Annotated in this window: 18 protein-coding genes; 8 read left to right on the top strand and 10 right to left on the bottom strand. The window is 72.9% G+C overall.

Going from position 1 to position 17,937, the window contains the following annotated elements:
- Positions 1-24: 24 nt before the first annotated feature.
- The 3 genes from OG534_RS33745 to tdh all read right to left on the bottom strand — a co-directional run bounded on the left by OG534_RS33745 (position 25) and on the right by tdh (position 3,308).
- On the bottom strand, positions 25-939 hold the full coding sequence (locus tag OG534_RS33745; protein ID WP_326593177.1) for a LysR family transcriptional regulator: 915 nt from the start codon (positions 937-939) through the stop codon (positions 25-27).
- Positions 940-969: 30 nt separating this feature from the next.
- Entirely contained in the window at positions 970-2,178 is a 1,209-nt protein-coding gene (locus OG534_RS33740; RefSeq protein ID WP_326593175.1) for a glycine C-acetyltransferase, read from the bottom strand.
- A 101-nt stretch (positions 2,179-2,279) separates the two neighbouring features.
- Positions 2,280-3,308 (bottom strand): L-threonine 3-dehydrogenase, encoded by a 1,029-nt coding sequence (gene tdh / locus OG534_RS33735; protein WP_326593174.1) that lies wholly within the window; start codon positions 3,306-3,308, stop codon positions 2,280-2,282.
- A 214-nt stretch (positions 3,309-3,522) separates the two neighbouring features.
- Here tdh and OG534_RS33730 point away from each other — a divergent pair, with 214 nt between their 5' ends.
- Positions 3,523-4,431 carry an alpha/beta hydrolase gene (locus OG534_RS33730; protein WP_326593173.1) on the top strand — a complete coding sequence of 303 codons (909 nt, stop codon included), beginning with the start codon at positions 3,523-3,525 and terminating at the stop codon, positions 4,429-4,431.
- 47 nt (positions 4,432-4,478) lie between these two features.
- On the opposite strand, the gene OG534_RS33725 is transcribed toward OG534_RS33730, so the two are convergent.
- A complete protein-coding gene (locus tag OG534_RS33725) occupies positions 4,479-5,216 on the bottom strand; it encodes a class I SAM-dependent methyltransferase (protein WP_326593171.1) in 738 nt (245 codons plus the stop codon).
- A 214-nt stretch (positions 5,217-5,430) separates the two neighbouring features.
- Here OG534_RS33725 and OG534_RS33720 point away from each other — a divergent pair, with 214 nt between their 5' ends.
- On the top strand, positions 5,431-7,614 hold the full coding sequence (locus OG534_RS33720) for a SpoIIE family protein phosphatase (RefSeq protein WP_326593168.1): 2,184 nt from the start codon (positions 5,431-5,433) through the stop codon (positions 7,612-7,614).
- A gap of 223 nt (positions 7,615-7,837) precedes the next feature.
- On the top strand, positions 7,838-9,391 hold the full coding sequence (locus OG534_RS33715) for a S8 family peptidase (protein ID WP_326593167.1): 1,554 nt from the start codon (positions 7,838-7,840) through the stop codon (positions 9,389-9,391).
- A 127-nt stretch (positions 9,392-9,518) separates the two neighbouring features.
- Here OG534_RS33715 and OG534_RS33710 read toward each other — a convergent pair whose 3' ends face one another.
- Both OG534_RS33710 and OG534_RS33705 read right to left on the bottom strand, forming a co-directional pair.
- The gene (locus tag OG534_RS33710) at positions 9,519-11,348 is read right to left on the bottom strand and encodes a glycoside hydrolase family 15 protein (RefSeq protein ID WP_326593166.1); all 1,830 of its coding nucleotides are present in this window, start codon (positions 11,346-11,348) and stop codon (positions 9,519-9,521) included.
- A gap of 64 nt (positions 11,349-11,412) precedes the next feature.
- Positions 11,413-11,979, bottom strand: coding sequence for a DoxX family membrane protein (locus tag OG534_RS33705; RefSeq protein WP_326593165.1), 567 nt, complete (start codon positions 11,977-11,979; stop codon positions 11,413-11,415).
- A gap of 119 nt (positions 11,980-12,098) precedes the next feature.
- On the opposite strand from OG534_RS33705, the gene OG534_RS33700 reads away from it, so the two are divergent.
- Positions 12,099-12,563, top strand: coding sequence for a MarR family winged helix-turn-helix transcriptional regulator (locus tag OG534_RS33700; RefSeq protein WP_326593164.1), 465 nt, complete (start codon positions 12,099-12,101; stop codon positions 12,561-12,563).
- Between the two features lie 55 nt (positions 12,564-12,618).
- Positions 12,619-12,909 (top strand): YkvA family protein, encoded by a 291-nt coding sequence (locus OG534_RS33695; protein WP_326593163.1) that lies wholly within the window; start codon positions 12,619-12,621, stop codon positions 12,907-12,909.
- Positions 12,910-12,998: 89 nt separating this feature from the next.
- Here OG534_RS33695 and OG534_RS33690 read toward each other — a convergent pair whose 3' ends face one another.
- From OG534_RS33690 to OG534_RS33675, 4 genes are all read right to left on the bottom strand, one after another.
- Positions 12,999-13,370 (bottom strand): VOC family protein, encoded by a 372-nt coding sequence (locus tag OG534_RS33690; RefSeq protein WP_326593162.1) that lies wholly within the window; start codon positions 13,368-13,370, stop codon positions 12,999-13,001.
- 68 nt (positions 13,371-13,438) lie between these two features.
- Positions 13,439-14,074 (bottom strand): alpha-ketoglutarate-dependent dioxygenase AlkB, encoded by a 636-nt coding sequence (locus OG534_RS33685; protein WP_326593161.1) that lies wholly within the window; start codon positions 14,072-14,074, stop codon positions 13,439-13,441.
- Between the two features lie 64 nt (positions 14,075-14,138).
- The gene (locus tag OG534_RS33680; RefSeq protein ID WP_326593160.1) at positions 14,139-14,504 is read right to left on the bottom strand and encodes a VOC family protein; all 366 of its coding nucleotides are present in this window, start codon (positions 14,502-14,504) and stop codon (positions 14,139-14,141) included.
- A 195-nt stretch (positions 14,505-14,699) separates the two neighbouring features.
- Entirely contained in the window at positions 14,700-15,920 is a 1,221-nt protein-coding gene (locus OG534_RS33675) for a hypothetical protein (protein WP_326593159.1), read from the bottom strand.
- 366 nt (positions 15,921-16,286) lie between these two features.
- On the opposite strand from OG534_RS33675, the gene OG534_RS33670 reads away from it, so the two are divergent.
- From OG534_RS33670 to OG534_RS33660, 3 genes are all read left to right on the top strand, one after another.
- Positions 16,287-16,514, top strand: coding sequence for a CbtB domain-containing protein (locus OG534_RS33670; protein WP_326593157.1), 228 nt, complete (start codon positions 16,287-16,289; stop codon positions 16,512-16,514).
- A gap of 12 nt (positions 16,515-16,526) precedes the next feature.
- Complete coding sequence (locus tag OG534_RS33665) at positions 16,527-17,357, top strand: CbtA family protein (RefSeq protein ID WP_326593155.1); 831 nt, start codon at positions 16,527-16,529, stop codon at positions 17,355-17,357.
- A 116-nt stretch (positions 17,358-17,473) separates the two neighbouring features.
- A complete protein-coding gene (locus OG534_RS33660) occupies positions 17,474-17,824 on the top strand; it encodes an ArsR/SmtB family transcription factor (RefSeq protein WP_326593154.1) in 351 nt (116 codons plus the stop codon).
- Positions 17,825-17,937: the final 113 nt, after the last annotated feature.

The raw sequence follows: 17,937 nt of genomic DNA, 5'->3' as shown, positions 1-17,937 counted from the left end.
TACGGCAGGCGTGACCCCGCACGCTCAGTGCGCCGGGAGCCGCTCCGCCTCACGGACCAGGGCGGCCAGGACGGGCGCGATCAGCGGGTGGGTCTCGCCGCCCCGGCGGGTGGCGGCGAAGACCCGGCGGGTGGCGGCCGGGCCGGTCACGGGGCGGACCTGGACCTCCTTGAGGTCGATGCCGCGCAGCGCCGAGCGCGGTACGAGGGCCACTCCGGCCCCCGCGCCCACCAGCGCCGTCACGGCGCGGAAGTCGTCGGAGGAGTGCACGAACCGGGGCTGGAAGCCGGCCAGTTCGCAGGCGAGCAGCGTGACGTCGTGGCACGGGTTGCCGGGGTACTGGCCCACCCAGTCCGAGTCGGAGAGGTCCGCGAGCGCCACGGCGGGCAGGTCGGCGAGCGGGTGTCCCGAGGGCAGGACCGCGTCGAAGGGTTCCGCGTACAGCGGGAGGACGGAGAGCCGTGCGTCGTCGGCGCCCGGGCCGCCCCGGTACTCGACCGCCAGCGCGAGGTCCGCCTCGCCGTCCAGCAGCAGGGGCAGGCTCTGGTCGCCCTCCGCGTCCCGGACCCGCAGCCGGATCCCCGGGTGCTCCAGCGCGAGGCGGGAGATGGCCGGGGCCAGTACCTCGGCGATCCCCGTCGCGAAGGCGGCCACGGTGACCTCGCCCGCCGAGCCGCCCGCGTACGCCGCGAGTTCGGCCTCCGCGCGCTCCAGCTGCGCCAGCACCTCGTGGGCGTGGCCGAGCAGGATCTCACCGGCCGCGGTGAGCCGGACGCCGCGGCCGCTGCGCGTGAGCAGCGCGTGGCCCGTCTCCTGTTCCAGCGCCGCGAGCTGCTGGGAGACGGCCGAGGGGGTGAGGTACAGGGCTGCGGCCGCGGCGGTCACCGTACGGTGGTCCGCCACGGCCCGCAGGATGCGCAGCCGGCGGGGGTCGATCACCCCACCATTGTCTCAGGGTGCAGAGGCCCCTCAGGCCCCAGTGGTCCCGAGCGCCGCACGGGCGTCGATGAAGGCCGCCACGGCGCGCTCCACGTCGGCCGTCGAGTGGGCCGCCGAGAGCTGGACGCGGATGCGCGCCGCGCCCATCGGCACCACCGGGTAGGAGAAGCCGATCACGTACACGCCGCGCTCCAGGAGCAGCTCCGCCATCCGGGCCGCCTCCGCCGCGTCGCCGATCATCACGGGCGCGATGGCGTGGTCGCCGGGCAGGATCTCGAAGCCGGCCTCGGTCATCTTCGTGCGGAAGAGCGCGGTGTTGGCGGCGAGGTGCTCGCGCAGGTCGCCGGCCGACTCCAGCAGGTCGAGGACCTTGAGGGAGGCCGCCGCGATGACCGGGGCGAGGGAGTTGGAGAAGAGGTACGGGCGCGAGCGCTGGCGCAGCAGCTCGACGATCTCGGCGCGCGCGGCGACGTAGCCGCCGGAGGCACCGCCCAGGGCCTTGCCGAGGGTGCCGGTGATGATGTCGACGCGGTCCATGACCCCGTGCAGCTCGGGGGTGCCGCGGCCGCCGGGGCCGACGAAGCCGACGGCGTGCGAGTCGTCGACCATGACCATGGCGTCGTAGCGGTCGGCCAGGTCGCAGATCTCCTGGAGGGGTGCGACGTAGCCGTCCATGGAGAAGACGCCGTCGGTGACGATCAGCTTGCGGCGGGCGCCGCCCTCGGTGGCCTCCTTGAGGCGCGTCTCCAGCTCGGCCATGTCGCGGTTGGCGTAGCGGAAGCGGCGGGCCTTGGAGAGGCGGATGCCGTCGATGATCGAGGCGTGGTTGAGGGCGTCGGAGATCACCGCGTCCTCGGCGCCGAGCAGGGTCTCGAAGACGCCGCCGTTGGCGTCGAAGCAGGAGGAGTAGAGGATCGTGTCCTCCTGGCCGAGGAAGGCGGAGAGCCGCGCCTCCAGCTCCTTGTGCACCTCCTGGGTGCCGCAGATGAAGCGGACGGAGGCCATTCCGTAGCCCCAGCGGTCCAGGGCGTCCTTCGCGGCGGCGACGACCTCGGGGTGATCGGCCAGGCCGAGGTAGTTGTTGGCGCAGAAGTTGAGCACCTCGCCGGCGGCGCCGCCCGAGGTGACGGCGACGGACGCGCTCTGCGGGGTGCCGATGACGCGCTCGGGCTTGTGCAGACCGGCGGAGCGGATCTCGTCGAGGGTGCTGCGGAGGTCGTCGCGGACGGTCTCGAACATGCTGCGTTCTCCTTGTGCGGCGGAGGGGGCCGGGCCCCGCGGAGGGGGGAGGGTGTGCGGGGCCCGGCCGGTGGGAGATGGTTCGGTGGGGCGGAGGGGTGTTACGCCGTCCAGTCCAGGATGATCTTGCCACTGCGGGCGGTCGACGCCTCGTCGAAGGCGGCCTCGAAGTCGCGGTGCGAGTAGCGGCCGGTGATGACCGGGCTGAGGTCGAGCCCGCCCTCCAGGAGCACCGTCATCGCGTACCAGGTCTCGAACATCTCGCGACCGTAGATGCCCTTGATGGTGATCATCGAGGTGACGACCTTCGCCCAGTCGACGGGGAACTCCGCCGCGGGCAGGCCCAGCATGGCGATCCGGCCGCCGTGCGTCATGTTGTCGATCATGTCGCGCATCGCCTCGGCGCGGCCGGACATCTCCAGGCCGATGTCGAAGCCCTCGCGCAGGCCGAGCCGTGCCTGCGCCTCGGCGATGGAGGACTCGGCGACGTTCACGGCGAGCGTGGCGCCGGCCTTGCGGGCGATCTCCAGGCGCTCCGGGCTGACGTCGGTGATCACCACGTTGCGCGCGCCGGCGTGCCTGGCCACGGCCGCCGCCATGATGCCGATCGGGCCGGCGCCGGTGATCAGCACGTCCTCGCCGACCAGCGGGAAGGACAGCGCCGTGTGCACGGCGTTGCCGAAGGGGTCGAAGATCGCGGCGACGTCCAGGTCCACGGCGGTGCGGTGCACCCACACGTTCTGCGCGGGCAACACCACGTACTCGGCGAAGGCGCCGTCGCGGCCCACGCCGAGCCCGATCGTGCTGCGGCACAGGTGGCGGCGGCCGGCCAGGCAGTTGCGGCATTTGCCGCACACCAGGTGGCCCTCGCCGCTGACCAGCGCGCCGATCTCGATGTCGCGGACGCCCGCGCCGAGGGCGGCGACCTCGCCGACGAACTCGTGGCCGAGGACGAGCGGGGTCTTGACCGCGTTCTGCGCCCAGCCGTCCCAGGCCCGGATGTGCAGGTCGGTTCCGCAGATGCCGGTGCGCAGCACCTTGATCAGCACGTCGCCGGGGCCGTACTCGGGCTCGGGGACGTCCATGAGCCACAGGCCGGGCTCGGCCTTGTGCTTGACGAGTGCCTTCATGGGGTGGCTCCAGGCCTGCGGAAGGGAACGCGCCACGGGCGTGCGGGCCCGGACGGCGTCGGTGACGGGCACCAATCTGCCGATCGGCGCGGTGATCAGTCCATCGAGACTTTCTTAAGCGGGTCGACAGCGCAGCTTCACGCCTATGCTCCTCCCTGGACGGGGAAGGGGCCCGTGCCGATGAGGGCACGGGGAAAAAGGGGAGGTGAGGGGCGTGCCGAGTCTGCGCAGCAGGGCGCTGTCGGCGGCGCTGATCGCGACGGGACGGCGAAGACGGTTCGCGAGCGCCGAGGCGGTACGGACCCGGGTGGCGCAGTCCGCCCGCCGGCCCGCGTCGCATCTGCCGCCGCGTTGGCTGGGCCGGGTCGCGGACATCTCGCGGACCTTCGTCGGAGCCTGGCCGGTGTACGACGTCTCCCCCCTCGGGACCGAGCCCTCGGCCCAGGTGCTGTACGTGCACGGCGGCGGTTACATCAACGAGCTGGTCCGCCCGCACTGGGCGCTGATCCGGACCCTGGTCACGCAGGCGGGGGCGCGGGTCGTCGTACCGGCGTACATCCTGGCTCCGCGCGGTACCGCCGACCGGACCGTCCCGGTCGCCACCGACCTGCTGAGCGGCCTGATCGCGAGCGGCGACGGCGGCGGGACGGTGCTCATCGGGGACTCGGCCGGGGCCGGGCTGGCGCTGGCGGCCGCGCAGCGGCTGCGCGACGCCACCGGGGCCCAGCCGTCCCGGATCGTGCTGATCTCGCCCTGGCTGGACGTGAGCATGAGCCATCCGGACCAGGAGGCCATCGAGGCGGCCGATCCGATGCTGGCCCGCCCGGGACTGCTGGAGGCCGGGCGTTTGTACGCCGGGACCCTGGCCCCCGACGACCCCCGCGTGAGCCCGCTGCACGGATCCTTCGCGGGGCTGGTGCCGCTGACGGTCTTCACCGGGACCCGGGACGTGCTGACCACGGACAGCAGGGAGCTGCTGCGCCGGGCCCGCGCGGACGGGGTCGAGGTGGAGTTCCACGAGGAGGCCGGGCTGCCGCACGGGTACCCGCTGATGCCGGTGCCGGAGGGGCGGGCGGCGCGCGACCGGATCGTGGAGCTGATCAGGGCGACGGCGGACCTGTGAAGGCCGCGACTGCCCTGACGGCCCTGGCCGGGCGGCGCCCGGGGCCCTTACGCCGTACAGGTCATCAGTGAGCTGATCGGCCAGGCGCGGTACGCCGTCCAGTACGCCTCGTCGCGCACGAGGTCGGCGGGCGGCGTCCGGTTCGGCTGCCAGCCGACCGTCACGAAGCCCGCCTCGACGGCGGCCTCGGCGAGGTCGGCGTGCGCCCACTCGCGGAACTCGAAGGGCACCGGCGGCTCGGTCAGGAACTGCGCCTTCAGCAGCGGTGCGTCGCCGTCTGGGATCCGGTCGACGATACGGACCCCGTACGGCGACCAGTCCACGCGCGGGAACGCCCCGGCGTTGGGCACGATGGCGAGCAGCCGCCCGCCGGGGCGCAGGTTGGCGCGGACGGACCGGAACATCGCGTGCAGGTGCCTGCGGTCGGGCGCGTAGCTGAAGACGTACGCGGCCGTGGCGAGGTCGAAGGGGCCGAGGTGCGGAAGGCCGGCGGCGTCGGCGACCACGTACTCGACGTCGCGGCGGTCCTTCGTCGCCTCGTGCGCGCGGGCCAGCCGGATCATCTCCTCCGAGACGTCCACGCCGACGGTCCGCCGGGCCCCGCCGCGCGCCAGCAGCCGGGTGTTGTAGCCGTATCCGCAGGCCAGGTCGAGGGCGTCGAGCCCGCGCACCCCGCCGAGCGCGTCGAGGGCGCCGTGCAGGGTGTAGGTGTCGGCCGCCGAGAAGGCCGCCGTGTTCGTGGACTCCGCGTAACGCTCGCCGATGGTGTCGTACTGGAACCGCATGCTCTGCCTTCCGGGGGCCTGCCGGGGGGTGGGACGCCTGCGTATCGTGCCCCGCGGCGCGTCCGGGGGGCGGCCCGTACACCCGTACGTCCCCCGGACGAGGGAAGCGGCCGGCTTCGGTCGGCCTATCGCGGCCGCTCCGGCCCCTGCCGGCCCGTCGGCATCAGCTCGCGGGCACAGGCGCGCAGCCAGGCGCGCCACCGGGGCGGCCGGGATGCAGTGGCCGCCTTCCAGGGCGCATCCTGACTGTGTGATCGCGAGAGCGGACAGCGGCGGCCCCGCCCCCGATGCCACGGCCCAGGCGCTCGCGCGCGGCGCCGTGAGCGCCGTGGAGGCCGTCGGCGGGTTCGCGGGCGGGGTCTACCTGCGCTCGCACAGCGAGGGGCTCCTGCTGCTGGCCGTGTTCACGGGACTGCCGCTGCCGCTGTACCGGCCGTGGTGGCGGATGCAGGTGAACCGCCCCTACCCGGTCGGGGAGGCCTACCGCTCCGGGCAGGCCGTGCACCTGCCCGACGCCGAGTCGGCCATGAGCCGCTTCCCCCAGCTGATGGCCGGGCTGCCGTTCCCCTTCGCCTCGCTGTACGAGCCCGTGACGGCCGGGGCCGAACGGTTCGGCGTGCTGCTGGTGCTGCGCGCGGCGACGCCGGGCGTCCCGGTCGGGGCCGCGGACCGGGAACGGCTGCGGGAGGCCGCGGACCGGCTGGCCCAGGAACTCGCCGCGCTCACGGCGGCCGGGGCGCCGGTGACGTGGGAGGGCGACCCGGTGGACGTGCCGGCGCCGCCGCCGCAGGCGGGGGCCGAGGGCGCCCGCGAGGCCGTGGACCGGCTCGCGATGGCGGTGCTCTCCCTGGACCGGCGGGGCAGGATCGGCTTCGTCAACAGGGCGGCCGAGGAACTGCTCGGCCTCGGCGGTCCGCAGCTGCGCGGGAGGGTGCTGTGGGAGGCGCTGCCCTGGCTCGGCAATCCCGCCTACGACGACCACTTCCGGGCCGTCTTCATGTCCGGCGAGCCGGTGCACTTTCCGGCCCGCCGCGGCCGGCACCCGCCCGGGGAGTGGCTGTCGGTGGACCTGTACCCCGCTCCCGACGGCGTGACCCTGACGATCGGCGGCACCGAGAAGCCCTCCTACGCGCCCACGTCGATGGCCCTGCCGGGTGCGGGCCTCGGGTCACCCGCCGCCGACCGGGCCTCCGCGCTGTACCGGCCGGTGGCCCTCGCCATCGCGCTGACCGAGGCGGTCACGGCCCGGCAGGTGTCGGCCGTGGTCACCGAGGAGCTGCTGCCGGCCTTCGGAGGTCGGCAGCTGGCGATCTACCTGCTCGACGAACGGCACCTTCACCTGGCCTGGGAGACCGGCTTCCCGACGGGTTTCCTCGACCGGTTCGACGGGGTCGCGCTCGACGTCCGGCTGCCGGGCGTCGAGACGCTGACCACGGGCCGACCGCTGTTCTTCGAGTCGATGGAACACCTGGCCGCCGCTTATCCGGGCATTCCGCTGGACGCCGACGTCGGCGCCCGCGCGTTCCTGCCGCTGATCGCCTCCGGCCGGCCGGTCGGCTCCTGCATCCTCGGCTTCGACTCGCCCCGCGGCTTCAGCCCGGAGGAGCGTACGGTGCTGACCGCGCTGGCCGGACTGATCGCGCAGGCCCTGGCGCGGGCGCGGCGCTACGACAGCGAGGCGGCCCTCGCCCGCGGCCTGCAGTCGGCCCTGCTGCCGCACCGGCTGCCGGTGGTCGAGAACGTGGACACGGTCGGCCGCTACCTCCCCGGCACCCTGGGCATGGACGTCGGCGGCGACTGGTACGACGTCGTCGAGACCGGCCGCGGCCTGCTGGCCCTGGTCATCGGGGACGTCCAGGGCCATGGCGTGGCCGCCGCCGCGACCATGGGTCAACTCCGCAGCGCCGTACGGGCCTTCGCGCTCAGCGGCAGCACGCCGGAGCAGGTCATGAGGGGCACCAACCAGCTGCTCATCGACCTGGATCCGGGCCAGTTCGCCAGCTGCTGCTACGTGTTGCTCGACCCCGCGTCGGGTTCCGTCCGGGCCGTCCGGGCCGGCCACCCCCAGCCGCTGCTGCGCCACCCCGACGGCCGGACCGAGGTGCTGGACCTGGCGGGCGGGGTGGTGCTCGGCATCGACCCGGACGCCTCGTACCCGGTCACGCAACTGCGGCTGGAGACGGGCTCGGTGCTCGCCCTCTACACCGACGGGCTGGTGGAGATGCCGGGCATGGACATCGATGTCGGCGTGGAACAGCTGCGGACGGCCCTGGCCGCGGCCCGGCCGTCCCCGCTGACGGAGACCGCCGACCGGCTGATCAGCGAGGCGGTCAGCAGCATCGACCGGCCGGACGACATCGCCCTCCTGCTGGCGTCCTGTAAGGGCGGGAACCCGTAGAAGACCCCTGCTCCCGCACCGGTTCGCTCATGACGCCGGTCCCACGCCCACCCCCGCCGTCTCACTGCGGATGGACCTGCATGTCGGCGCCGGGGGCGCGAAGTTGCCGCAGGGCGGGGGGACGCGGAGACTGGAGGAGAGGGGGGTGTTCCTCAGGCTGCGGATCCCTGGGCCGTGGTGTCACCGGCCAGGTCGTCCGCGTCGCTGAAACGAGGCGAGTGCGATGTCACGTCAGTACTACCAGCGTGGCCATCTCGTCGAAGCCGAAGAACTCGACGATGTGGTCGCGGTCAGGATGGGTCAGGACGGCCAGAGGACGGCGAGGGCCGAGGCCGAGGGCGAACTGGGAACGAGCGCGCTGACGGAGATGCACGAGGCCGGGGTCGACGACGAGACCACCGAAGCGTTCGCCCAGGCGCGCTGGGTCTTCGTCAAACCGAACCGGCAGACCCGTGATGCGTTCCGCGCCGGCGCGGAGATCTCTGGGGCCGAGGCGGTCGGCAAGGTGATCCGGCGTCCCAACGGGAGGATCGGCATCGCGACCGACGCGTTGACCGTCCGACTGCAGCCCGCGCTCTCGCAGCAGGAGGCCGAGCGCGAGCTCGAGGCGGCCGGTCTGGAAGTCGTGAGCAAGCTCGGCTTCGCGGAGAACCTGTACGAGGTGCGCGCCCCGGCGGCGGAGGACGCCCTGGCGGCCTCGGTGGAGCTGCACGGGAACGACCGGTTCATTTTTGCCGAACCGTCGTTCGTGGAGCACGTTCCCGCGCGCTTCCGCCCCGCCGGTCCCCGGTATGCCCGTCAGTGGCAGTGGCAGAACGCCGGTGCCAACGGGGGCACTCCGGGTGCCGACGTCCACATCGAGTCGGCGTGGGACCGTACCCTCGGGACCGGAATCCGGGTCGCCGTCATCGACAACGGCTTCGACGCACAGCATGTGGACCTCACGGACGGGGTGGACCGGGCTTCGGGCTTCTTCGGCAACAGCCTGGTGGGTGCGACCTTCACCCAGAACACCTCGGGGATGCCCGACAGCGATCACGGCACCTTCTGCGCCGGAATGGCCGGGGCCCGGCTCAACGACAGTGCGGGCGGGGCCGGGGCGGCCCCCGAGTGCGAGCTGATGCTGGTGGCGTGCCTGGACGATCAGGTCGGTACGCAGACGACGCTCGCGCGCGCCGTGGCCTACGCGGCCGACCCTTCGACGGAGGTTTCCGGGAGTGGCCCGGAGCACGGGGCGGACGTCCTGGTCAGCAGCCTGGGCCCGAACATCGCGGCGTGGGACATGGGCAGCACTCTGGAGATGGCCATTGAATTCGCCGCCACGAACGGCCGGCAGGGGAAGGGGCTCCTGATCTTCTGGGCGGCGAGCAACGGCAGGAACGTCGACGTCGGCAAGGACGAAGTGGTCTCCCATCCGGATGTGATCGCGGTGGTGCGGTCGACCAACAGGGACCTGGAGGACAACGCGGCACGCGGTCCGGAGGTCGAGCTGATCGCCCCCGGCGTCGACGTCGTGAGCACCGGGTCCGGCGGTGGATACCGCACCGACACGGGCACCAGCTTCGCCGCTCCCTGTGCGGCGGGGTGCGCCGCGCTGGCGCTGTCCGTGAACCGCGAGCTCACGCGTGACCAACTGCGCGCGGTGATGCACGAGTCGGCCGACCGGATCGGAGGTCCGGGAGTCGTCTACGACGCGAACGGCCACAACGACGACTACGGCTTCGGGCGGGTGAACGCCGCGCAGGCCGTGGAGCTCGCCGCCGGGCTGACGCCTTGAGCGAGATCCGCGGTCTGCGGGACGGCGGGTGCTTCCGCGGCGGCCGCGCCCGCCGTGGGGCCCGCGCCCGCCGTGGGGGCCGCCCCGGCCGAGAGGGCTCGTACAGTGGCCCGTAATCGGCTGCCGTTCACACGGAACCGACGGAACCGACGGAACCGACGTCGGTGCTCCGCACCCCGCCGCCCGCCAGGATCAGTGCGGTGTTCACCAGGCCGACGTGGCTGAACGCCTGCGGGAAGTTGCCCAGTTGGCAGCCCGCGACCGGGTCGTACTCCTCCGCCAGCAGTCCCACGTCGTTGCGCACGGCCAGCAGCCGTTCGAAGAGGTCGCGGGCCTCCTTCTCCCGGCCCGTCAGGTACAGGGCGTCTGCCAGCCAGAACGAGCAGGCCAGGAAGGCCCCTTCGTCGCCGGGGAGCCCGTCGACGGCCGCGCCTTGAGTGCTGTAGCGGCGGACCAGGCCGCTGCTGCCGAGTTCCGCGCGCACCGCGTCGACCGTGCCGATGACCCGCGGGTCGTCGGGCGGCAGGAATCCGACCCGGGGGATGAGCAGGGTCGCCGCGTCGAGCTCGCGGGATCCGTAGTACTGGGTGAAGGTGCCCCGCTCGGGGTCGTAGCCGTTGGCGCACACGTCGCGCTGGACCTCGTCCCTCATGGCGCGCCAGCGTTCCGGCTCGCCGGGGATCGAGGGGTCCTTCTCCAGGGCCCGCACGGCCCGGTCGGCGGCGACCCACGCCATCACCTTGGAGTGCACGAAGTGGCGGCGCGGACCGCGGACCTCCCACAGGCCTTCGTCCGGGCGCTGCCAGTTGCGCTCCAGGAAGTCGAGGAGTGCGAGCTGGATCTGCCAGGCGTGGCGCTCGGCGGGCAGTCCGGCCGACCGGGCGACGTGGAGGGCGTCCAGGACCTCGCCGTACACGTCGAGCTGGAGCTGGTCGACGGCCGCGTTGCCGACGCGGACCGGGGCGGAGGAGGCGTAGCCGCGCAGCCACGGGAGCTCGCTCTCGGGGATCCGCCGCTCGCCCGCGATCCCGTACATGATCTGGAGGTCGGCGGGGTCTCCGGCGACCGCGCGCAGCAGCCACTCGCGCCAGGCCCGGGCCTCGTCGAGGAAGCCGGTGGAGAGGAGCGAGCCGAGGGTGAGGGTGGCGTCCCGCAGCCAGCAGTAGCGGTAGTCCCAGTTGCGGATGCCGCCCATCTCCTCGGGGAGGGAGGTGGTGGCCGCGGCGACGATGCCGCCGGTCGGGGCGTAGGTGAGGGCCTTGAGGGTGATCAGGGAGCGGGTCACCGCCTCCCGGAAGGGGCCCTCGTAGCGGCACTGGGCGGTCCACTCCCGCCAGTCGGCGAGGCTGCACTCCAGCGCTTCGAAGGGGTCGGTGGGCGGCGGGGGCGGCTCGTGCGAGGCGTGCCAGCCGAGGACGAAGGCGACGCGCCGGCCGGCGTTGACCGGGAACTGGGAGCGGGTGCTGTTCGCCTCGCCCCAGGTGCGGACCGGGGGCTCGCTGCGGAACCGTACGGAGTCGGGTCCGGCGACGGCGAGCCGGTCACCGTCGCTGCGGCGCACCCAGGGCACGACGTGTCCGTAGTCGAACCGCAGGCGCAGGGTGCTGAGCATCCTGACGGTGCCGGTGATGCCCTCGACGATGCGGACGACGTCGGGGGCCACGTCGCGCTGCGGCATGAAGTCGACGACCTTGACGGTGCCCGTGTCGGTCTCCCAGTACGACTCCAGGATCAGCGACCCGTCGATGTACGCGCGGCGGGTGCACCGCTCGCCGTCGGCGGCGCCGAGGGGTGCGATGCGCCAGTGGCCGTTCTCCTCGTCGCCGAGGAGTTTGGCGAAGCAGGCGGCCGAGTCGAAGCGTGGCAGGCACAGCCAGTCGATGGACCCGTCGCGGCCGACCAGTCCGCTGGTCATCAGGTCGCCGATGAGTGCGTAGTCTTCGATGGGTTGTGTCATTTGTGCGCTCTTCCCGCGAATGTCCGGGGCCAATCAGCTCGGGCCCCGGACACCCCCCAGTGCGCTAGTCGCGTACGAGGAGCAGCACCGCGCCGAGGACCACGCCGAGGGCGAGGGCGAGCGCGCCGTGTGCCAGGCGGTGGCTCCGCAGGACCGGCAGGAAGCGGTCGGCGGCGTACCGGCCGGGGCCGGTGAGGGCGAGGGCCGCGGCGCCGGCGATCAGCAGCAGCTCGTACTCGATGCCCTTCGGGGCGAAGAAGGCGCCGGCGCCGTGGACGGCGATCGCGTTGATGAGCGTGCCGACGACGGCGGCGCCGGCGAGCGGGGTGAGCAGTCCGAGGGCGAGGCCGAGGCCGCCCAGGGTCTCGGTCAGGCCGGCGAGGACGGCCATGGCGTCGCCCGCCGGGTAGCCGCTGGCGGTGAAGAACTGCCCGGTTCCGCCGATGCCGCCGCCCCCGAACCAGCCGAAGAGCTTCTGCGTGCCGTGTGCGGCCATGGTCAGGCCGAGGACGAGGCGCAGGAGCAGCAGGCCGGTGTCGTGGCCCGGGGTGGAGAGGGCGGCGGCGGGACGGAGCTGCGCGTCCGGGGCGGCGGCCTGCGGCTTCGTGGCGGTGACGGAGGGGCTGGTCATCGTGGGGATCCTTCCGGTCGAGCGGCCCGGGGAGGCAGGGAAAGTTGTTCAAATTCGAACCGCTAGTCGTCGACCCTAACCATTGATTCAAATTGGAACAACCCGTGTAGTCTGGAGGCATGGCTGAACCGAGATGGCTGGACGACCGCGAGATGCGGGCCTGGAGCGGCTTCCTGGCCGCGTCGGCCCTGGTGAACCGCCGTCTGGACCAGCAACTCAAGGACGACTCCGGGCTCTCGCACCCCCAGTACGAGATCCTCGTGCGGCTCGCCGCGGCGCCCGGCCGCGAGCTGCGGATGACCGAGCTCGCGAACGGCCTGATCAACTCCAAGAGCGGGCTGACCTACCAGGTCACCCAGATGGAGAAGGCCGGGCTGGTGCGCCGCCACAGCTGCCCCTCCGACGTGCGCGGCGTCTTCGCCGCGCTCACCGACGCCGGCGCCGCCAAGCTGGAGGAGGCCGCACCCGGGCATGTGGCGACGGTCCGCGAGGTCCTCGTCGACGTCCTCACCCCCGGGCAGCTCGACGCGCTCGCCGACGGACTGGGCGAGGTCGGACGCCGGCTGCGCGGACAGGGGGCGTGAATGGATCCGGCCGCCGCTCGGGTAGCGCGGCCCCGTATCGGGGTATAGGGGCGTCATGGACGGAAAGGTCTGGCTCACCCTGGCCGCGATCGTCGCGGTGGGCCTCGCGATCGCCGCGGCCGTGCTGCTCGTACGGGTCTTCAAGGCGCGGCAGCTGCTGCTCGACGCGGGGATCCCGCTGCGCGACAAGGCCCTGTTCTGGGTCGCCGTGATCTACACCGTCTCACCGGTGGACCTGATTCCGGACCCCGTGTACCTCGACGACATCGGGGTCCTGATGCTGGCGCTGCGCTCCCTGCACGCGGCGGCGTCGAGCCGGTCCGCGAAGGAGCCCGGCGCACTGTAAGGCACCCTCCGCCCGATCTCGCGGAGCCGCCCACCTTTTCGTGATCCGGGGATCCGGATCCCGTCATACGGCGGCTCCGGATCCCCGGATCAGACGTGCTGGTCGAGGAGGACCGGATTGCCGTCCGGGTCGAGGACGAGGAAGCTGCCCGGGCCGGAGCCGGACTCGTCGACCTCCGTCACGAAATCCACGCCGCTCGCCTTCAGCTCCCGCTGCAGCTCGCGGATGTCGGTGAACGAGTCCAGCGGGTCGGCGTTGCCGTCCCAGCCCGGATTGAAGGTCAGCATGTTCTTCTCGAACATGCCCTGGAACAGCCCGATCACATGGTCGCCGTTCTTGAGGATCAGCCAGTTCTGCGCGGCGTCCCCGCCGTATTCGGCGAAGCCGAGCTTCCCGTAGAACGCCCTGGAGGCCTCGATGTCCCGTACGGACAGACTCACGGAGAATGCGCCCAGATCCATGCGCACCAGCCTGGCCGCCCTGCGATGGGGCCGCAACTCCGGCCTCCGAGGGGCGGCGGGGGCCGAGGTCAGAGGACGCCCCGGGGCCGGAACTGGACGCTGATGCGCGGTCCGACGGCCCGCGCCGACTTGGGTACGGCGTGTTCCATGGTCCGCTGGCAGGAGCCGCCCATGACGACCAGGTCGCCGTGGCCCAGGGGCAGCCGCAGCAGGGTGGCCCCGCCGTCGCGGGGGCGGAAGGCGAGATCGCGCGGGTCGCCGACGGAGACGATGGCCACCATGGTGTCCTCGGTCGAGGAACGGCCGGTCCGGTCCCCGTGCCAGGCGACGCTGTCACGGCCGTCGCGGTACAGGCACAGGCCGGCGGTGGTGAAGGGCTCCCCGAGCTCGGCGGCATAGTGGCCGGTCAGCGCCTCGCGGGCCTCGGTGAGCGAAGGGTGCGGCAGGGGCTCGCCCCCGGCGTAGAAGGCGAGCAGCCGGGGCACCTCCACCTCGCGCTCGTACATCTGCCGGCGCTCGGCGCGCCACGGAACGTTGGCGGCCAGCCGCTCGAAGAGCGCGTCGGCGCCGCTCAGCCAGCCGGGCAGGTGGTCGACCCAGGCCCCGGCGCCGAGCACGGTCCGCCGCATGCCGCCCAGGGGGCCGAGCCCGATCTCGTCGCCCTGGTCGAAGAGGGAGCCCTGAAGGCCCTGGACTGCGTGCATGACCCCAGCCTAGCCCCACTAACCGAACACGTGCACGAATAACCCGCCGATGGTTGCCCCCCCGTCATCCGCCGGCCGGGGGCTGGTGGAGGCCGAAGGGCGTGCCCTGGTCGTCGTGGCAGAGCTGGAAGCGGCCGAACCGGGCGATCGTCTCCTCGTCGCTCCCCAGGTCGACGGCGTCGACCGAGCCGCCGAGCGCCCGGACCCGGTCGAGCGCCGCGCCCATGTCGTCGACCTTGAAGAAGAGGTACGGGCTCGCGCCGGGGTCGTTCCCGTGCAGGCCGCCGGGAACGTTGGGTGTACGGATCGCGAACCCGCTGCCCTCGGTCGGGCCCGGCTCGAACTCCCAGCCGAACAGGCCGCCGAAGAACGTACGGGCCTGCTCGCAGTCGCCCGCGCCCAGCTCGAAGAAGGAAACCTCACCGGCCATCACTGACTCCCGTTCACCAGACTCGCGTCGGACGGCTCGCGTCGGAGCTCACATCGGACGGCTCGCGTCGGACGCCACCCGTCACACGTCGGCCGTCACACGTCACACGTCACACGTCACACGTCACGAGTCACCCGTGCGCGGGCCGTGTTCCCACCGTAGGTCCGACCCCGCCCCGCCGCAGCGGTGGCCGCCTCAGCGGTGGCCGCCGGACCGCTCGCGGCGGGACGGCCGGGAGAGGACGGTCACGGCGAGGGAGAGCGCGGCGACGAGGGCGATCGCCGCGCCCGGGGCGAGGTACTGGGCCAGTCCGCCCGCGATCGCTGCGCCGAGGCCCTGCCAGGTCATCCGCCCGGCCGACTCGACTCCCTGGACCTGGCCGCGGACCGGGTCGGGGGTCCGTGCGAGGAGCTGCTCCTGGAGGGGGAGGGTGCCCGCGAATCCGGCGCTCGCGACGAACACCGCGGCTGCCGTGACCAGGACGGGCGGGTGGAACGCGAACAGCAGGAAGGGGAAGGCGAGCAGCAGCCGCAGGGCGAACGCGTGGCGGCGCCGCCGGTCGGCGGTGAGCAGCCGGCCGACGGTCAGGTCCCCGAGCAGCATGCCCGCTGATCCCGCCGCCAGCAGGGTGCCGGCGTGGCCGGGGTCGTAGGAGAGGAACAGGGCCTCGCAGCCGACGATCAGACCGTTGGGGACCCACAGGTTCAGCAGCAGCACCCGTCGGCCGGGGTCGGCGAACAGCTCGGCGTTCGTCGCCCAGGTGCGGCGCAGTCCGGGGCGGCGGGTGAGCCGGATCGAGCGTTCCCGGACGGTGGTCGCCACCGCGGCCGTGCCGAGGGCGGTCAGGGCGGCGGCGGTGAGGAAGACCCCGTACGGGCTCAGGCAGCGCAGCAGTACCGCGCCGACGGCGTAGCCGAGGACCGCCGTGCCGCCCGAGGTGATGTTCATCAGCGAACGGGCGGGTGCGTAGCCCGAGATGGGCACGATCTCGGCGAGCAGCCCCAACCGCGTGCCGGTCCCGAGGGACTGGAAGAAGCCGAGCATCAGCAGCAGGCCGAACCGGGCTGCCAACGGCAGCCCCGGGACCGCCTGGGCGGCGACGCCCGCCAGCGAGGCGAACTGGAGCAGGAGGAGGGTCCGGCGGGGGCGCTTTCCGTCCGCGACCGACATCAGGGTCAGCGCGCCGAGCACCGTCGCGAAGGTGGCGCCGTACATGCTCACGGCCGTCAGGAACGGGGACCCGGTCTGCCGGCTGACGAGTGAGCCGAGTGCGAATCCGGACAAGGTACCCGCGGCGGTCGTGAGGGCGAAGCCGGCGTACAGCCCGGCGAATTCTCTGTTGCGGAGCAGCGCGCGATAGCCGGTGGCGGCCGGCATCGGGGGCGCGGCAGGTTCGGTGGAGTGGTCTGAAGGCATGAAAAAAGCCTCCGGACGCATGCACGGGGCACGCACGCCGAAGGCCAACGCGGTGATTTTAGCAGCCCCGCCGGTCCAACTGCTGGACAAACCCGGGCCCGTGGCACGGGCCCCAAGGGCATTCCTGCAGCGTAGACGTGTGATCAGGGACTCACCATCTTGGCCGCAGGCCCGACGCACGGTACCGTCACGGCGACATTTACACATAGCGACGACGGCGAGACGGAAGCCCGGTGTGAATCCGGCATGGTCGCGCCACTGTGTGCTGCGGCGGCATCCCCAGGATGGCGCCGCGGCGAGTCAGACCCGAGGACCGTCGTCCTGCACCACCGTATGGGACGCGTTGTTCCCCGAGGAGGTTCCATCATGGCCGAGGCTGTCGCTTCCGCTGCCGTATCCACCCCCGCCGGCTCCCTGTCGGCTCCGCTGCCCGTGCGCGCGGTGCTGCCCTGGGCGCTCTTCGTCGGTCTCCTGATGCTCGTCGCCCTGTACTTCGTCGGTGCCGAACAGGGCGCCACGTCCGTGTTCGCCGGCGAAGGCGTGCACGAGTGGGTGCACGACGGTCGTCATCTGCTCGGCTTCCCCTGCCACTGAGAGGCTGTGCACATGTACGCCTCTACTGTCAGAGGTCTGTTGGTCCGCGGCATGCTCGCGGGCCTGATCGCCGGACTGTTCGCCTTCGCCGTCGCCTACGTGGTGGGTGAGCCCCCGGTTCGCGGCTCCATCGCCGTGGAGGAGGCCCAGGCCGCCCAGGACGCCGCGGGCGCCCCGAGCGCTCACGCCGGGCACGGCGGCGACGCCGCGTCGGGCGAAGCCGCCGAGGAGGAGGAAGAGGTCGTCAGCCGACCGGTGCAGTCCACCGTCGGACTGGCCACCGGCGTCCTGGTCTACGGGGTCGCGCTGGGCGGCATCGCCGCGCTCGCCTTCTCGTTCGCCCTCGGCCGCGTGGGCGGGTTCAGCCCGCGGGCCACGGCGGCGCTCACCGCGGCGGGTGCCTTCGCCACGGTCTACCTGGTGCCGTTCCTGAAGTACCCGGCCACCCCGCCGGCGGTCGGCAACCCGGACACGATCGGTCAGCGCACCACGCTGTTCTTCCTGATGATCCTGCTCAGCGTGCTGCTCGGCATCGGCGCGATCATCCTCGGGCGACGGCTGGCACCGCGCCTGGGCAACTGGAACGCGACGCTGGCCGCGAGCGGCGGCTTCATCCTCGCCACCGCCCTCGCGTTCGTGTTCCTTCCGGCGAACGACGACGCGGTCAAGCCCGGTTTCCCCGCCGCCCTGCTGTGGGAGTTCCGGATCGCCTCGCTGGCCGTCCAGTTGGTGCTGTGGGCGGTGTTCGCCATCGTCTTCGGCGTCCTGGCCCAGCGGCTCCTCGCCGCGCGCGCCGACGACGCGGAGGCAACGGCACGGCAGACGGCGCCCGCCGTCGGCTGATCCGCCGCGCGACGCCTGTGCACGGGCCCCGTCACCCCTCCCGCGGGGTTGGCGGGGCCCGTGCACAGGCGCGCACGGGTGCACCCTTCGCCCTCCGGCCGCCCTACGATGAGCGCATGAGCGCAGGCACGCATCTGGCAGGTGCACAGGTTTCGCAGGAGCGGGTCGACCGGCTGGAGACGGCCGCGTCCGTGCTGGCCCTGCTCGCGGACCGCACCCGCCTGGCGCTGATGGAGCGGCTCGGCCGCGGCGAGGCCGACGTCACCACCCTCACGGAGGCGTGCGGGGCCGCCCGCCCCTCCGTCAGCCAGCACCTCGCCAAGCTCCGCCTCGCCGGGCTGGTCACCACCCGCAAGGACGGGCGCCGGGTCGTGTACGCCCTGGGCCACGGACATCTGCGCCGGCTGGTGGACGAGGCCCTGAACGTCGCCGACCACCAGCTCGGCTCGCTGCCGCCGCACGACTGACCCGACCCCCGGGGCCCTTCGGGTGAGGCGTTGCGCGCACCCGGCTCCAACACGTGCACAGGTACGCACATATTGGCTACGCTGACCCGGTGTCATCGATCCGCCGACCGGGA

The organism is Streptomyces sp. NBC_01294, from assembly GCF_035917235.1.
GTDB classification, from domain to species: Bacteria; Actinomycetota; Actinomycetes; order Streptomycetales; family Streptomycetaceae; genus Streptomyces; species Streptomyces caledonius.
Note: the sequence above shows the minus strand (reverse complement) of the source record. Positions and strands in the feature narration are given on the sequence as shown.

Bases quoted from the DNA above. Each gene is read 5' to 3' on its own strand.
- OG534_RS33690 (WP_326593162.1), bottom strand. From the start codon at position 13,370: ATGGATCTGGGCGCATTCTCCGTGAGTCTGTCCGTACGGGACATCGAG.
- OG534_RS33715 (WP_326593167.1), top strand. From the start codon at position 7,838: ATGTCACGTCAGTACTACCAGCGTGGCCATCTCGTCGAAGCCGAAGAA.
- OG534_RS33740 (WP_326593175.1), bottom strand. From the start codon at position 2,178: ATGTTCGAGACCGTCCGCGACGACCTCCGCAGCACCCTCGACGAGATC.
- OG534_RS33685 (WP_326593161.1), bottom strand. From the start codon at position 14,074: ATGCACGCAGTCCAGGGCCTTCAGGGCTCCCTCTTCGACCAGGGCGAC.
- OG534_RS33700 (WP_326593164.1), top strand. From the start codon at position 12,099: ATGGCTGAACCGAGATGGCTGGACGACCGCGAGATGCGGGCCTGGAGC.
- OG534_RS33695 (WP_326593163.1), top strand. From the start codon at position 12,619: ATGGACGGAAAGGTCTGGCTCACCCTGGCCGCGATCGTCGCGGTGGGC.
- OG534_RS33725 (WP_326593171.1), bottom strand. From the start codon at position 5,216: ATGCGGTTCCAGTACGACACCATCGGCGAGCGTTACGCGGAGTCCACG.
- OG534_RS33710 (WP_326593166.1), bottom strand. From the start codon at position 11,348: ATGACACAACCCATCGAAGACTACGCACTCATCGGCGACCTGATGACC.
- OG534_RS33675 (WP_326593159.1), bottom strand. From the start codon at position 15,920: ATGCCTTCAGACCACTCCACCGAACCTGCCGCGCCCCCGATGCCGGCC.
- OG534_RS33670 (WP_326593157.1), top strand. From the start codon at position 16,287: ATGGCCGAGGCTGTCGCTTCCGCTGCCGTATCCACCCCCGCCGGCTCC.
- OG534_RS33680 (WP_326593160.1), bottom strand. From the start codon at position 14,504: ATGGCCGGTGAGGTTTCCTTCTTCGAGCTGGGCGCGGGCGACTGCGAG.
- OG534_RS33660 (WP_326593154.1), top strand. From the start codon at position 17,474: ATGAGCGCAGGCACGCATCTGGCAGGTGCACAGGTTTCGCAGGAGCGG.
- OG534_RS33705 (WP_326593165.1), bottom strand. From the start codon at position 11,979: ATGACCAGCCCCTCCGTCACCGCCACGAAGCCGCAGGCCGCCGCCCCG.
- OG534_RS33665 (WP_326593155.1), top strand. From the start codon at position 16,527: ATGTACGCCTCTACTGTCAGAGGTCTGTTGGTCCGCGGCATGCTCGCG.
- tdh (WP_326593174.1), bottom strand. From the start codon at position 3,308: ATGAAGGCACTCGTCAAGCACAAGGCCGAGCCCGGCCTGTGGCTCATG.
- OG534_RS33720 (WP_326593168.1), top strand. From the start codon at position 5,431: ATGCAGTGGCCGCCTTCCAGGGCGCATCCTGACTGTGTGATCGCGAGA.